The organism is Flagellimonas algicida, from assembly GCF_049629585.1.
Taxonomy (GTDB): Bacteria; Bacteroidota; Bacteroidia; order Flavobacteriales; family Flavobacteriaceae; genus Flagellimonas.
In genome coordinates this window covers 895,368-910,617 of the sequence record NZ_JBMYIX010000002.1, presented here as the reverse complement: position 1 = coordinate 910,617, position 15,250 = coordinate 895,368, and the positions used below count along the sequence as shown (strand labels likewise).

Below are 15,250 nucleotides of genomic sequence, written 5' to 3'. Positions count from 1 at the left end.
AATCGTGTCCATCAAGTCAAAATCGGTGGAATAGTGTAGTTTTGGCAACTTCAAGATAAATCCAAAGAATGCCTATGGCCAACATCAAGGTAATCATTCCCGCAATCAATGAAGGAGATTCCATAGGCAAGGTGGTTTCCGAATTGCCAAAACATGTTTCTGAGATTGTTGTAGTGGACAATGGTTCTATCGACAATACCGTAGAAAATGCCCAAAAAGCTGGGGCTACCGTTATCACCGAAACCCGCAAAGGATATGGTTCCGCATGCCTAAAAGGAATAGATTACATATCCAAACAATCCAAAGCACCCGATATCATCGTATTTATTGACGGAGATTACTCTGATTATCCGGAAGAGCTGGATAAGGTAGTCGCCCCAATTTTGGAGAATGATATTGATTTTGTGGTAGGTGCGCGAAAAAAAGCGCTTCGGGAACCAGGTTCCATGACCCCGCAACAGGTTTTTGGCAATGGGTTGGCCACTTTTTTGATGCGATTGTTCTTTAAGTCCAGATTTACGGATTTAGGTCCTTTTAGGGCAATTAAATACGAAAAACTCAAAGAATTGGGGATGCAGGACACGACTTACGGGTGGACCGTGGAAATGCAGCTTAAAATTTTGAGAAAAAAAATGACATATATCGAAGTACCAGTACGTTACAAACAACGAATAGGAGTGTCAAAAGTTTCAGGAACGGTAAAAGGTACTATATTTGCAGGCATAAAAATCTTGGGTTGGATCTTTAAATACAGTATAAAATAATATGGGACTTACTATCGCTCTTATCATCATTGCCATTTATAGTACCGCCTTGATTTTGATATTCTTCTACAGTTTGGCCCAATTGAATCTCCTGATCAATTACCTCGGCTACAAAAAGAGAAACGAAGAAGCTCCTAAATTCAACCTGCTAGATCCAAAGGAAATTCCCTTTGTTACCATACAGCTACCCATCTACAACGAAGAATATGTAATGGAGCGCTTGTTGGACAACATTGCCAAAATAGAATACCCCAAAAGTAAGTTGGAAATTCAAGTACTGGATGATTCCACCGATGACTCGGTTATTGAAACCGCAAAACGCATCGAGGAACTCCAAAAAACCGGATTGGACATCCAACATATCCGAAGGGAAAACCGAAAAGGATTCAAGGCCGGTGCCTTGAAAGAAGGTTTGGCCATCGCCAAAGGTGAGTTCATCGCCATTTTTGATGCAGACTTCCTCCCAGAAAGCGATTGGCTTAAAAAGACCGTTCCTTACTTCAAGGACGAGGAAATTGGTGTGGTACAGACCCGTTGGGGGCACATCAACCGTGATTATTCCACCCTTACCCGTATCCAGGCCTTTGCTTTGGATGCTCACTTTACCTTGGAACAAGTAGGACGAAACTCCAAAGGACACTTCATCAATTTTAACGGTACCGCGGGCATCTGGAGAAAACAGTGCATTTTGGATGCCGGTAACTGGGAAGGTGATACCTTGACCGAGGATTTGGATCTGAGCTACCGAGCCCAATTGAAAAACTGGAAGTTCAAATATTTGGAGGATGTTGAAACCCCCGCCGAGCTTCCTGTAGTGATCAGTGCCGCACGTTCCCAACAGTTCCGTTGGAACAAAGGTGGGGCTGAAAACTTTAGAAAAACGGTCTGGAGTGTGATCACTGCCAAAAATATTCCTTTTAAAACCAAATTCCATGGGGTAATGCACCTCTTGAACAGTTCCATGTTCCTCTGCGTGTTCATCGTTGCCCTATTGAGCATTCCCATGCTGTACATTAAAAACATGTACGGTCATTTGGGTTGGATTTTTGAGGTGACCAGCTTCTTTATCATCAGTACCATTATCCTGTTTGTCTGTTACTGGTTTACCTACAAGAGTATCCAAGGCAGTAGTTTTGACAATTTTGTGGACTACATCAAACTCTTTTTCACCTTCTTTTCGGTGGCATTGGGCTTCTCCTTGCACAATACCGTTGCCGTTTTGGAGGGGCATTTGGGTAAGCGAAGTGAATTTGTGCGTACGCCCAAGTTCAACATCAACAACCTTACCGATACGTGGAAGGGCAATAAGTATTTGGCCAAGAAACTATCGCCCAACATGATTTTGGAATTTGCCTTGATGGTCTATTTCCTATTTGGCATGTACAGCGCCATCCCATTGAATGATTATGGACTTTTCCCATTCCATTTGATGTTGTTCCTAGGCTTTGGCTTTGTGTTCTTTAAATCATTGACCTCCAAGGCATAGACCATGCTATCTTACTGGCGCCTGCATAAATACCCGATACTCCTTGTCATCGGGAGTATGTTGTTCTATGCCAGTTTCGCCTATGACCTGCACCGTACCGACTATATAAAACTGCTGACCCTCTTCTGCGGGCTGTTCTTTTTCTGCTACAAGATCATCCAATTTGAAAAATGGAACTTTAAGTTCCTTTTGGTGGCGGGAATCCTTTTTAGGTTGATTTTCCTTGTTGCAGAACCTAATCTTTCCCAAGATTTTTATCGATTTATTTGGGATGGGGAACTCATCAAAAATGGCATCAACCCCTATCTGTACACCCCTGACCAGCTCATGGAGCAACCCTCTCTGCCCATTGCCCATGCCGATGAGCTCTATGCAGGCATGGGAAGCATCCACGGCAAGCATTACAGCAACTATCCCCCGGTAAACCAGTTTTTCTTTGCCTTGGCATCCCTTTTAAGTGGCGGCAGCATGCTCGGTTCTATCATTGCCCTACGTTTGATCAGTATTTTGGGCGATTTGGGTGTCCTATATTTTGGGAGAAAGCTGCTACAAAAGCTCAACAGGCCCGGTCACATGGCTTTCTGGTATTTTCTAAACCCATTGGTCATCATTGAGCTTACCGGAAACCTTCACTTTGAAGGAGCCATGCTCTTCTTCTTTCTGTGGGCCCTATACCTTATTTCCTGCAGCAAATGGTGGTGGGCAGCTCCTATGTATGCCATTTCCATTATGGTGAAATTGGTCCCCATACTCTTCTTACCCATTTTGCTGAAATACTTGGGATTTAAAAAAAGTACAGCCTTTTATTTATTGGTGGGCCTGGGTTGCGCGGCTTTGCTTCTTCCCTTTTACTCCCCCTCTTTTATTGATAATTATTCAGATACCGTTGGGCTATGGTTCTCTAACTTTGAATTCAATGCCGGAATCTACAATGGAATCAAAAAAATAGCCGTGCATTTTTACGAAGCGAAACCTTGGGAGTTGATCAAAACCTATGGCGCGGTTGTAATCAAGGTCATGGCCATGGTCATCCTACTCCTTACGTTCCTTCGGAAAAACCAAAACCTACAGACCCTAATAACCTCTATACTACTTGCACTTTCCCTGTATTATTTCATGTCCAGCACCGTGCACCCTTGGTATATTGTATTTCTTTTGGGCATTGCCATCCTCACCGAATATCGCTTTCCTTTGGTGTGGTCCTTTGCCATTGTACTCAGCTATCAAGCCTATTCCAATCCGGATTACAAGGAGAATCTTTGGTTGTTGGCCTTTGAATACATTTTGGTCATGGGCATTTTTATTTATGAAATGATAACCAAAGGTTCAAAAAAGTTATATTTCCCTAAAAATTAAATCCGTTTTTAGGTCAATTGGAATTAATTTGTACTTTTAACCCCGAAATGAAAGGACAACAATACATAGCAAACACGTTGAGCATCCCTGCTCCAGTACGTCCATTTTCTCCCCGCCGTCGCCCGTAAGGGTGCAGCATGATTTATGGAAATAGGTGAGTCCATTTCCGCAAAAACAACCAACATCTTTCACTAATTTTTTATCAGTTTAAACGCTTGCAATGGAAATTGTAGTTGCTAACGAATCACATTTTAAATACGCTCCTATCATAAGCGATACCATTACGGAATCTGCCAAGGTCAGAGGTACCGGTATTGCCAGACGTACCCCAGAGTACATCATGAAGCGGTTACAAAATGGGAACGCGATTATTGCCCTGGACGGAGACAAGTTCGCAGGGTTCTGTTATATAGAAGTATGGGGCAACAAGGACTTTGTGGCCAACTCCGGATTGATTGTACATCCAGATTACCGAAACCAAGGATTGGCCAAGGAAATCAAGAAGGCCATTTTTGACCTGTCCCGAAAAAAATTCCCCGAAGCAAAAATATTTGGCATCACCACAGGGTTGGCCGTGATGAAAATGAATTATGAACTGGGCTATAAACCTGTTACATTTTCTGAGCTCACCGATGACCCTGAATTTTGGAAAGGCTGTCAGACCTGTAAGAATTTTGATATTCTTACCCGCACAGAACAAAAAATGTGTCTGTGCACCGGTATGCTGTACGACCCAAATTCCAAAAAACCGGAAACCAAAAAATGGAACGAAAAAGCCTTTCAAAGACTGAAAAAAATCAAAGAGGCCCTATTCCTAAAAAAGAAACAAAAATAAATATCAGTTCGAGCGCAGTCGAGAACGCTACCGTTTCTTACTGCTCTCGTAACATCAATTAATAGAAGAAATACAACATGAAAAAATTAGTTTTGGCCTATAGCGGTGGATTGGACACCTCATATTGTGCAAAATATCTTTCACAGGACCAAGGTTTTGAAGTACACGCCGTAAGTGTGAACACGGGCGGCTTCAGCAAGGAAGAAATCAAGGAAATCGAGGAGAAGGCCCTGGCCCTTGGCGCAAGTTCCTATACTTCCATCAATGCCATTGCCACATTTTATGAAAAAGTGGTCAAATACCTCATCTTCGGGAATGTCCTTAAGAACAACACCTATCCCCTTTCGGTAAGTGCGGAACGGATTGTACAGGCCATTGAAATTGTAAACCATGCCAAAAAAATCGGGGCACAGTACATTGCCCATGGTAGTACCGGTGCCGGAAACGACCAAGTACGGTTTGATATGATCTTTCAAATTTTGGCCCCTGAGATTGAGATCATCACCCCGATCAGGGATAAAAAATTGGCCCGGGAAGAGGAAATCAACTACCTACAACAAAATGGTATTGATTATTCTTGGGAAAAAGCAAAATATTCCATCAACCGAGGTTTGTGGGGTACCTCCGTGGGTGGTGAAGAAACCCTGACATCACATTCGGCCCTGCCCGGAAGTGCCTACCCAAGCCAATTGGAAAAAGAGCTTCCCAAAGAACTGAAACTGACCTTCAACAAAGGAGAGCTTGTGGCTTTGGATGGGGAAAAAGACACCCCTGTGGCCAATATTGAAAAGCTTTCGGCCATCGCATCCAAATATGCCATTGGCAGGGATATCCACGTAGGTGATACCATCATCGGCATCAAGGGGCGGGTTGGTTTTGAGGCTGCCGCACCTTTGATCATCATCAAAGCGCACCATCTTTTGGAAAAACACACCTTGAGCAAATGGCAACAGTACCAAAAGGAGCAATTGGGCAATTTTTATGGCATGCTGTTGCACGAAGGAAACTATTTGGATGAAGTGATGCGAAACATCGAAGCGTTCTTGGCAGATACCCAAAAGCATGTTTCCGGCGACGTTTTTGTCACGCTTCACCCCTACCGATTTGAACTCAATGGAATTGCCTCGGACCATGACCTTATGAACGCTTCCTTTGGAAGTTATGGGGAAATGAACAAGGGCTGGACGGCTGATGATGCCAAAGGATTCATTAAAATTTTATCCAATTCCGGTAAAATTGCGAACCATGTAAACCAGAACAATGATTAAAGCAGGCATCATAGGCGGATCCGGATACACTGGTGGGGAACTTATCCGAATCCTATTGAACCACCCCCAAGCCGAAATTGACTTTGTGTTCAGCACCACTAGGGCTGGTAAACCTATCACTTCAGCCCACCAAGACCTTTTGGGGTTGACAGATTTGGCTTTTACCGGTGAGGTGAATCCAGATGTGGATGTGGTATTTCTATGCTTGGGACATGGCAATTCCACCTCATTCTTGAAGGAAAACACCTTTTCAAAGGACACCAAGATCATAGACCTCAGCAACGACTTTAGGCTAAAGGCCGATGCTCATTTTAATGGAAAAGAGTTTGTATATGGACTTCCTGAACTGAACAAGGAGGCCATAACATCCGCTGACGCCATTGCCAATCCCGGATGTTTTGCCACCGCAATCCAATTGGGATTGTTGCCCTTGGCCAAAGCAGGGCTGTTAAAAAATGAGGTGCACATCAATGCCGTAACAGGAAGTACCGGCGCAGGGGTCGGGTTATCGTCCACTTCCCATTTTAGCTGGAGAAACAACAATGTGTCCTGGTACAAGCCCTTTTCGCACCAACATTTGGGTGAAATTGGAGAGAGCCTGGACTCCTATAAAAATCCTGTGGGCAAACTATTGTTTTTGCCAAACCGAGGAAACTTCACAAGGGGAATATTGGCCACCGCCTACACTACCTTTGACGGAAGTTTGGAGGACGCCAAAGCCCTATTCAAGGAGTTTTATGCAGATGCGGTCTTTACCCATGTTTCCGATGAACCCATCCACTTAAAGCAAGTGGTGAATACCAATCAATGCCATATCCACCTGCACCAGCATGAGGATTTGATCTTGGTCACCTCTGCCATTGACAATTTATTGAAAGGTGCATCTGGTCAGGCAGTACAAAATATGAACCTGATGTTCGGTTTCCCTGAGACCGAAGGTCTATTGCTAAAAGCAGGAGTTTTTTAAACCAATATACCCTGAGCGTAGCCAAAGGGTTAAACAATTCAGATTCCCGCCTGCGCGGGAATGATAAAAAAGTTAAAAATGAAAATAGCCATCATAGGAACAGGAAATTTGGGATTGTCCATTGCCAAGGGCATTTTGCACAGCAATGGGGCCACCACCATGTACCTCACCAAAAGAAACACCAAATCCATCCAGGAATTTGAAAAGTACGGAAACGTCACCGTGACTTCGGACAACCAAGAAGCGGTGAAAAATTCCGACATCCTGATTTTTGCCGTGCAGCCCGGGCATTTTGCCACCATTTTAAAGGATGTCAAGGACCTGCTCTCCGAAAAACATGTGGTGATCAGTACCATTACAGGATTTAGCATTCCAAAAATTGAAGAGATCATAGGTGCGGACAAGTTCATCATCCGTAGTATGCCCAATACGGCAATTTCAGTAGGGAAGTCCATGACCTGTATCTGCAGCAATGAGTTGGGTAAAAAACGTGTTGATTTGGCCAAGGCCATCTTTAACCGCATGGGACACACCATGCAAATTCCCGAAGAACAGATGCAGGCCGCAACCGTAATCTGCGCAAGTGGTATTGCCTTTTGGATGCGCTTGATACGTGCTACCACCCAAGGGGCCATTCAGTTGGGCTTTGATGCCAAGGAAGCGCAGGAGTTGGCCATGCACACCTGTAACGGTGCTGCAAGCCTTTTGATCGAGTCCGGAAGCCATCCCGAAGAGGAAATAGATAGGGTAACCACCCCCAAAGGGTGTACTATTGAAGGCTTGAATGAAATGGAGCACCAAGGATTGAGTTCTTCCCTGATTCGCGGAATCGTGAGCTCATATGAGAAGATAAGCCAAATTAAAAAAGGATAAAACAATATGAGGTCGAGCGTAGTATTGACCTTCAACCATAAAAAACCATCTCTCGACTCTGCTCGAGGTGACCAGTAAAAAGATTATGAAATTATTTGACGTATATCCTCTTTATGACGTTACCCCAGTATCTGCCAAAGGCATTGAGGTATGGGACGATAAGGGGCAAAAATATTTGGATTTTTACGGAGGCCATGCCGTAATCTCCATTGGGCACACCCATCCACATTATGTGGCAAAAATCAAGGACCAACTTGATAAGATGGCGTTTTACAGCAATTCCGTGCAAAACCCACTTCAAGAGGAACTCGCAGAAAAATTGGGAAAATTGTCCGATTGTACGGATTATGACCTGTTCATGTGCAATTCGGGGGCCGAAGCCAATGAAAATGCGCTAAAAATGGCCTCTTTTCATACCGGAAAAGCCAAAGTGATTTCCTTTAAGAACAGTTTTCACGGCAGGACCTCTGCGGCAGTGGCCGCTACGGACAATCCCAGCATCAATGCTCCCATCAACCAACAACAGGAAGTGACCTTTCTTCCTCTCAATGATTTTGAAGCCTTTGAACAGGCCATCAACTCCGATGCGTATTGTGCCGTGATTCTGGAAGCCATTCAAGGGGTAGGTGGATTGGATGAACCCTCCACGGAATTCTATCAATTCATTGCCCAAAAATGTAAGGAGAACCATGTGGTCCTGATTGCGGATGAAGTACAGTCCGGGTATGGCCGAAGTGGGAAGTTTTTCGCCTTTCAACACCACAATATCCAACCTGATATCATAACCATTGCCAAGGGTATGGGAAATGGCTTTCCCGTGGGTGGCGTACTGCTCCATGAAACATTTAAACCTTCATATGGGCTTTTAGGCACTACCTTTGGAGGAAACCACTTGGCCTGTGCGGCCTGTTTGGCGGTTTTGGATGTCGTTGAAAATGAAGATTTGATTGCCAACGCAGCTAGCTTGGGCGCTTATTTTAAGGAAAAAGCGGCCGAAATCCCAGAAATAAAAAACATAAAGGGGCGAGGATTGATGATTGGCCTGGAATTTGATTTTGAAGTGGCCGAATTACGCAAAAAAATGATCTATGACCAACATGTTTTCACGGGAAGTGCCAAAAACAAAAAATTGCTTCGGTTTTTACCGGCATTGAACATAACCAAAGAACACATCGACCTATTTTTTGGAGCCCTCAAAACTGTATTGAAATGAAACACTACCTTTCCATAAACGATATAGATTCTCTCCCCGTATGGGTAGATGAAGCGATTACTTTAAAAAAAGACCCCTATCAATTTCAGGATTTGGGCAAACAAAAGACGGTATGCCTTCTCTTCTTCAACAACAGTCTACGTACGCGTTTAAGCACACAGAAAGCGGCCATGCAATTGGGAATGGAAGTGATGATCATGAATTTTGGGAACGAAGGTTGGGCCTTGGAGTATGGAGATGGCACCCTTATGGACCAAGGCACATCGGAACATATCAAGGAAGCGGCACGGGTAGTTTCCCAATATTGTGACATTGTGGCCATTAGGGCCTTTGCCGGATTGGTGGACAAAGCCAAGGATGAAGCTGAAGAGGTCATCAATGGGTTTGCCCAGTACGCCTCCATTCCTGTTGTGAACATGGAAAGCTCAGTGGGTCACCCTTTGCAGGCTTTGGCCGATGCCATTACCCTGGCTGAACATAATACAAAACCGAAACCCAAAGTGGTTTTGTCGTGGGCACCGCATCCAAAGGCATTGCCCCATGCAGTGGCCAATTCATTTGTGGATATGATGAAACTCCAAGATGCCGATTTTGTGATCACACACCCAAAGGGGTACGAACTTAATCCGAACATCACAAAAGGGTGTCATATAGAATATGATCAGGACAAGGCTTTGGAAGATGCCGATTTTGTCTATGTAAAGAACTGGAGCAGTTACTCTAATTATGGTCAAGTCTTGAGCAAGGACCTTGACTGGACCATGACAGAACAGAAATTGGGAAAGGCCAAGTTTATGCATTGCCTTCCCGTACGAAGAAATATGGTTGTGGACGATGCCGTGCTGGATGGCAATCAGTCTTTGGTCGTGGAACAGGCCCATAACAGGGTGTTCGCCGTACAACTTGTATTTAAAAAACTATTGGAAACCCTATCATGAAACTAAAGGACAAGGTCTGTATTGTTACCGGAGCCACCAGTGGTATGGGAAAAGCCATAGCACGAGTCTTCTCCATGGAAGGGGCCAAGTTGGTGCTGTCCGGTCGTAATCTGGAACGTGGTCAAGCCCTGGAAAAAGAACTGGCGGAAGCAGTGTTCTTGGCTGGTGACATTACCGACCCATCCTACAACGAACAATTGGTGGCTACAGCAATGCAGCACTTCGGAAAATTGGATATGCTTTCCCTGAACGCCGGTATTCTGGGTCTCGGGAATGTCAAGGAGCTTCCCATTTCCGAATGGCACAATACCATCAACACCAATTTGAGTTCAATTTTTTACCTATCGAAATATGCAGTGCCCCATTTACAAAACAGTGAACAGGGCCATATTTTGATAAACGCATCCATAGCAGCATTCAAGAGTTTCCCCAACCACCCTGCCTATTGTGCTTCAAAAGCCGCAGCTTTGGCTTTGATGAAGCAAATGGCCGTGGACTATGCCCCAAAAGTGAGGGTGAATGCCATTTGTCCGGGGCCGGTGGACACGCCTTTGCTTTGGGATTCCGCAAAAGCTTTCAATAACCCGGAGACCGCCGTGGAAAAGGCAAAGGAAGCCACTTTGCTGAAACGGCTGGGAACTCCTGAAGATATAGCAAAACTTGCACTTTTTATGGTCTCAGAAGATAGTTCATGGATCACTGGCACCGCAATAACCATAGATGGAGGAATTTTAAATGTATAGTATGAAACAAGCACTTTCCATAGTAAAAGTAGGAAGCAATTTGATTGAGGACGAGAAAGGGTTTTACCACATTTTGGGACTGTTTTCCAAATTGCCGGGAAACAAGATAATGGTACATGGAGGTGGCAAAAAGGCCACGGAAATGGGAGGTAAATTGGGAATCAAGACCAAAATGATCAACGGTAGGCGAATCACGGATGCCGCCAGTCTGGACGTCGCCATTATGGTGTATGGAGGTTTGGTCAGTAAAAACATTGTGGCCCAATTGCAGGCCTTTGGCACCAATGCCATTGGAATGAGTGGGGCGGATGCCGATGCCATAAGAGCGCATAAAAGACCCGTAAAAAAGGTAGATTTTGGCTATGTGGGCGATGTGGACATTGTGAATTCCTATGGCATCTTTAAGCTGCTACAGGCAGGCTTCACCCCCATTTTCTGCGCGTTGACGCACGATGGCAAAGGCCAGTTGCTCAATACCAATGCCGATACCATCGCGGCAGAACTTGCCATTGCCATGTCCGATCAATTTGACACTACGCTTTATTACTGTTTCGAAAAGAAAGGGGTCTTACAAGACGTAGAGGATGAAAACTCGGTGATTCAACATATCGACACCAAGACGTATGATGAGCTTTTGGCCTATGGCATCATCTCTGATGGAATGTTGCCCAAAATGCACAATTGCTTTTACGCCCTTCGCAACCAAGTATCCAAAGTCTGCATCGGGGATTCGGGTATGCTCGAAGAAGGCAATTCAAATTTTACCACATTAACGCTATGAAAATTTCCCAAGACCAATTGACCCAAAAAGCCATTGAACTGCTAAAACAGTTGATTTCCATTCCTTCATTTTCCGGGGAGGAAGACAAAACAGGGGATGCCATTGCTGCATACCTTGAAGGATTTGGCATTGAGGTACACAGACAGTATAACAACATCTATGCCTTCAACAAACATTTTGATAAGTCCAAACCCACTTTGTTGCTCAACTCCCACCACGATACGGTAAAGCCCAACAATGCGTATACCAAAGACCCTTTCCATCCTCATATTGAAGAGGGTAAATTGTTCGGTCTGGGCAGTAATGATGCCGGTGGATGTTTGGTGTCACTTCTTGCCACTTTCGTCCATTTTTACGAAGCCGAAGGATTAAGTCATAATATCATCATGGCGGCAACCGGTGAAGAGGAGGATGCCGGGGAAAAAAGTATTCGTTCCCTATTGCCCATCCTTCCCAACATTGATGTTGCCGTAGTGGGGGAACCCACCTTGATGGACCTGGCCATTGCCGAAAAAGGGTTGGTGGTCTTCGATGCCGTGGTCAAGGGAACCCCATCACACGCCGCGCATCCCAATAACAACAATGCCATATACAACACCATTGATGTGTTGCAATGGTTCAAGGACTGTTCTTTTGATAAAGTTTCCGAAGCTTTGGGCGAAGTAAAATTGACGGTGACCCAAATCAATGCGGGAAAACAGCACAATGTGGTGCCGGCCCAAGTGGATTTGGTTGTTGATGTTCGGGTGAACGATTGCTATTCCAATCAAGAAATTGCGGACCTTTTGCAAAAAGAAGCACCTTGCGAAATGACACCCCGTTCCCTACGCTTGAACTCCTCCTCCATTGACCCAGAACATGATTTGGTAAAAAGTGGTCTGGCATTGGGCAGGGGCACCTATGGCTCCCCGACCCTATCCGACCAAGCGGCCCTGAGCTGCCAATCGGTAAAACTCGGCCCCGGGGACAGCACCCGTTCCCATTCGGCCGACGAATTTATCTATGTAAACGAAATTGAGGAAGGAATCGCTTTATATATAAAAATATTAGAAGGTTTTCTAAAAAAATAAAACACGAGTACAAGCTTCAAACACCAAAAAGCTGTACTTGATACTTGAACTTGAATTATTCACTATGAAACTCTGGGACAAAGGTTTTAGTACCGATAAAAAAATAGACCATTTTACCGTAGGCAACGACCGTGAACTCGATTTGGTCTTGGCCAAGTACGACGTGATTGCTTCAACTGCGCATGCCAAGATGCTGGGAAAAGTGGGATTGATCACCGAAGAAGAAACCAAGGATTTGGTGAAGGCTTTGGGAAACATCGCCAAGGATATAGAAAAGGGGAAATTTACCATTGAGGACGATTTTGAGGATATGCACTCCAAAATCGAGTTTTTGTTGACGGAGAAACTTGGAGACACAGGTAAAAAAATCCATTCAGCTCGCTCACGCAACGACCAAGTTCTGGTGGCCATGCAATTGTACCTCAAGGATGAGTTGAACGATATCAAGGCCCAAGTAAAAACACTTTTCGACCTACTCTTGAACCTTGCGGAAAAACACAAGAATGTATTGTTGCCCGGGTATACGCATCTGCAGATTGCCATGCCCTCTTCTTTCGGGCTTTGGTTTTCGGCCTATGCCGAAAGCTTGATTGATGATTTGTACTTTGTACAAGCAGCTCACAAAGTTGCCGATCAAAACCCGTTGGGAAGTGCTGCAGGTTATGGAAGCTCTTTTCCCATCGACAGAAGTTTCACTACTGAAGAAATGGGCTTTGACACTCTAAAATATAATGTAGTGGCAGCGCAAATGGGACGGGGCAAAGTGGAAAAAGCCACAGCATTCGGAATTTCGAGCGTTGCCGCTACCCTATCCAAAATGGCGATGGACATTTGCCTGTACATGAGCCAGAATTTTGATTTTATCTCCTTCCCCAATGAGCTTACTACGGGAAGCAGCATTATGCCGCACAAGAAAAACCCGGATGTGTTTGAATTGATTCGCGCCAAATGCAACAAAATCCAATCGGTGCCCAACCAGCTTATTTTGATCATGAACAATCTGCCGAGCGGCTATCACCGGGACCTTCAGTTGGTGAAGGAAGTGATCGTCCCTGCTTTACAGGATATGCAGGCCTGTTTGGAGATGATGACCTTCAGCCTTAAGGAAATCAAGGTAAACGCTAACATTTTGGATGACCCAAAATACGATTACCTCTTCAGTGTGGATACCTTGAACGAATTGGTAAAAAGCGGAATGCCGTTCCGGGATGCCTACAAGACCATGGGCAAAGCCATAGAGAATGGCAATTTTAAACCCAAACGGGACATTGAACACTCCCACGAGGGTAGTTTAGGGAATTTGTGTTTGGAGGAAATCAGGGCCAAAATGGACAAAATATAATCTTATAGGGCTAGTAAAAGCATAGCTATATCATTTATCAATCCAAAAGGGGCATTGGTCAATCCATATGCCCCATACGTTGGTTTTGCCATAGTATAGTCCAATTCTTTTCGGATTTTGGGTGTTGAATGCATTCATTTTTTACATAAAAGATGAATTCCAATGCTCCAACAATGAAAAAAAATGCCTTTACTTTCCTGGTCCTGATTTCTTTGATATTCTTTGGCTGCTCCAAATCGGATAATGACGGTCCAGATACCGGTGGAAAATTGCCCCCACCCGATCCAACTGCCATACTCTCCATTGCATCGGAGAACAATTCCAGTTCCCTCAATTTTGGGAATGTAGTGGCCAATAGTGAGAAGACCATGGCCATTACCTTGGGCAATACGGGAAATTCAACCCTTACCATTACGGATATTACCTGGCCCGAAGGTTTCTCTGGGGATTGGACTTCGGGCGATATTCCCTCCAATGGGCAACGTACCATAAACGTTACCTTTTCGCCATTGGACCAGACCACCTATTCAGGAAGTCTTGCAGTGGCAAGCAATGCCACCGCCACACCACCCAATTTCCCGTTGTCCGGCAAGGGCATCAGTGATGTTTATGAGGGTGATCTTAATATATTAAGTCAAGAAGAACTGGAAGCGTTTATACAGAAAGGATATACAAGTGTAACGGGAGGAATATTTAGGATCAGTGATGAAAATATAGAAAGCTTACAACCGCTTGAAAACTTAACCTCTGTTCAGAATCTGATAATTACTGATACCAATTGCACTTCACTTTTAGGCATAGAAAATCTTATTATCACTGGTGCGCTTTTAATCAATGGAAATAAAAATCTTGCAAGTTTGGATGGTTTCCCAATATCACCCGGAGAAAATATTTCCATACAAATTGACGGCAACCCCAAATTGGAAAGTCTCTCTCAATTGAGTACTTGCTTCAACCTAAATTGGCTAACCATTACAAACAACCCTTTGCTTTTAGATTTAGACGGATTGCAAAATTTAACTGATGTTGATCATTTAATCATTTCCGACAATGACGCTCTCTATAATTTTTGTGCATTAGAGCAACTCTATACTTCAAATCCAAACACATCTGCCGTAATATATTTTAATCGTTACAACCCCGGAGCTTCAGAAATCCTTTCAGAGCAATGCCAATATGAGGTCCCTTTGGGGGAATATTATGGAAGTTTGGACATCTCGAAACAGACAGGGGTTGATAAACTTGCGGCAAAAGAATACATTGTGTTTAATGGAAAGCTAAGTCTTAGTGACAGCTATGGCGCACAGGCAGGATATAATGATATTGTGGATCTATCTGGATTGAGCACACTTCAACACATAACCGGTGAACTAAGCATCCGTAACAATCCGTCTCTCACTAATCTGGATGGACTGGATAATTTGGACACCGTTGAGGACGGCATTACCATCACAAACAACAGCCAGCTAACCAACTTTTGCGCAATTGTGCCGCTTATCCAAGGAGGAAATTATCCTTGGTACACAGCCACAGACAATTTATACAATCCTACGGAAATTGAGCTGCAAGATGGCACTTGTGAGCCTTAGTGCGTCTTATCATCAATGGTATAGC

General features: G+C 44.3%; 14 protein-coding genes. All 14 read left to right on the top strand.

Features of this window, described 5'->3' with window-relative positions:
- Nucleotides 1-74 precede the first annotated feature (74 nt).
- The 14 genes from ACPD8L_RS12930 to ACPD8L_RS12865 all read left to right on the top strand — a co-directional run bounded on the left by ACPD8L_RS12930 (nucleotide 75) and on the right by ACPD8L_RS12865 (nucleotide 15,225).
- Complete coding sequence (locus ACPD8L_RS12930; RefSeq protein WP_421810177.1) at nucleotides 75-764, top strand: glycosyltransferase family 2 protein; 690 nt, start codon at nucleotides 75-77, stop codon at nucleotides 762-764.
- 1 nt (nucleotide 765) lies between these two features.
- Nucleotides 766-2,250: a cellulose synthase family protein gene (locus tag ACPD8L_RS12925; protein ID WP_116216289.1), complete on the top strand. Its 1,485-nt coding sequence runs from the start codon at nucleotides 766-768 to the stop codon at nucleotides 2,248-2,250.
- A 3-nt stretch (nucleotides 2,251-2,253) separates the two neighbouring features.
- Nucleotides 2,254-3,606: a polyprenol phosphomannose-dependent alpha 1,6 mannosyltransferase MptB gene (gene mptB / locus ACPD8L_RS12920; protein WP_421810178.1), complete on the top strand. Its 1,353-nt coding sequence runs from the start codon at nucleotides 2,254-2,256 to the stop codon at nucleotides 3,604-3,606.
- Between the two features lie 220 nt (nucleotides 3,607-3,826).
- On the top strand, nucleotides 3,827-4,441 hold the full coding sequence (locus tag ACPD8L_RS12915) for a GNAT family N-acetyltransferase (protein ID WP_116216291.1): 615 nt from the start codon (nucleotides 3,827-3,829) through the stop codon (nucleotides 4,439-4,441).
- Between the two features lie 77 nt (nucleotides 4,442-4,518).
- On the top strand, nucleotides 4,519-5,709 hold the full coding sequence (gene argG / locus ACPD8L_RS12910; RefSeq protein ID WP_116216292.1) for an argininosuccinate synthase: 1,191 nt from the start codon (nucleotides 4,519-4,521) through the stop codon (nucleotides 5,707-5,709).
- Nucleotides 5,702-6,676, top strand: a complete 975-nt coding sequence (argC, locus tag ACPD8L_RS12905; protein ID WP_421810179.1) for an N-acetyl-gamma-glutamyl-phosphate reductase — start codon at nucleotides 5,702-5,704, stop codon at nucleotides 6,674-6,676. Before argG ends, argC begins: the two co-directional genes overlap by 8 nt.
- Before the next feature lie 78 nt (nucleotides 6,677-6,754).
- A complete protein-coding gene (proC, locus tag ACPD8L_RS12900; protein WP_116217568.1) occupies nucleotides 6,755-7,549 on the top strand; it encodes a pyrroline-5-carboxylate reductase in 795 nt (264 codons plus the stop codon).
- A gap of 85 nt (nucleotides 7,550-7,634) precedes the next feature.
- A complete protein-coding gene (locus tag ACPD8L_RS12895; protein ID WP_423943692.1) occupies nucleotides 7,635-8,762 on the top strand; it encodes an aspartate aminotransferase family protein in 1,128 nt (375 codons plus the stop codon).
- Nucleotides 8,759-9,700 carry a Rossmann-fold NAD(P)-binding domain-containing protein gene (locus ACPD8L_RS12890; protein WP_293304297.1) on the top strand — a complete coding sequence of 314 codons (942 nt, stop codon included), beginning with the start codon at nucleotides 8,759-8,761 and terminating at the stop codon, nucleotides 9,698-9,700. The genes ACPD8L_RS12895 and ACPD8L_RS12890 overlap by 4 nt, the downstream gene beginning before the upstream one ends.
- Nucleotides 9,697-10,443 (top strand): SDR family NAD(P)-dependent oxidoreductase, encoded by a 747-nt coding sequence (locus tag ACPD8L_RS12885; RefSeq protein ID WP_423943690.1) that lies wholly within the window; start codon nucleotides 9,697-9,699, stop codon nucleotides 10,441-10,443. Before ACPD8L_RS12890 ends, ACPD8L_RS12885 begins: the two co-directional genes overlap by 4 nt.
- A gap of 1 nt (nucleotide 10,444) precedes the next feature.
- Nucleotides 10,445-11,224 (top strand): acetylglutamate kinase, encoded by a 780-nt coding sequence (gene argB, locus ACPD8L_RS12880; protein WP_293304294.1) that lies wholly within the window; start codon nucleotides 10,445-10,447, stop codon nucleotides 11,222-11,224.
- The gene (locus ACPD8L_RS12875; RefSeq protein WP_423943688.1) at nucleotides 11,221-12,294 is read left to right on the top strand and encodes a M20 family metallo-hydrolase; all 1,074 of its coding nucleotides are present in this window, start codon (nucleotides 11,221-11,223) and stop codon (nucleotides 12,292-12,294) included. Before argB ends, ACPD8L_RS12875 begins: the two co-directional genes overlap by 4 nt.
- A gap of 64 nt (nucleotides 12,295-12,358) precedes the next feature.
- Nucleotides 12,359-13,636 (top strand): argininosuccinate lyase, encoded by a 1,278-nt coding sequence (argH, locus tag ACPD8L_RS12870; RefSeq protein WP_423943686.1) that lies wholly within the window; start codon nucleotides 12,359-12,361, stop codon nucleotides 13,634-13,636.
- A gap of 173 nt (nucleotides 13,637-13,809) precedes the next feature.
- A complete protein-coding gene (locus ACPD8L_RS12865; protein WP_423943684.1) occupies nucleotides 13,810-15,225 on the top strand; it encodes an Ig-like domain-containing protein in 1,416 nt (471 codons plus the stop codon).
- The last annotated feature ends 25 nt before the right edge of the window (nucleotides 15,226-15,250 follow it).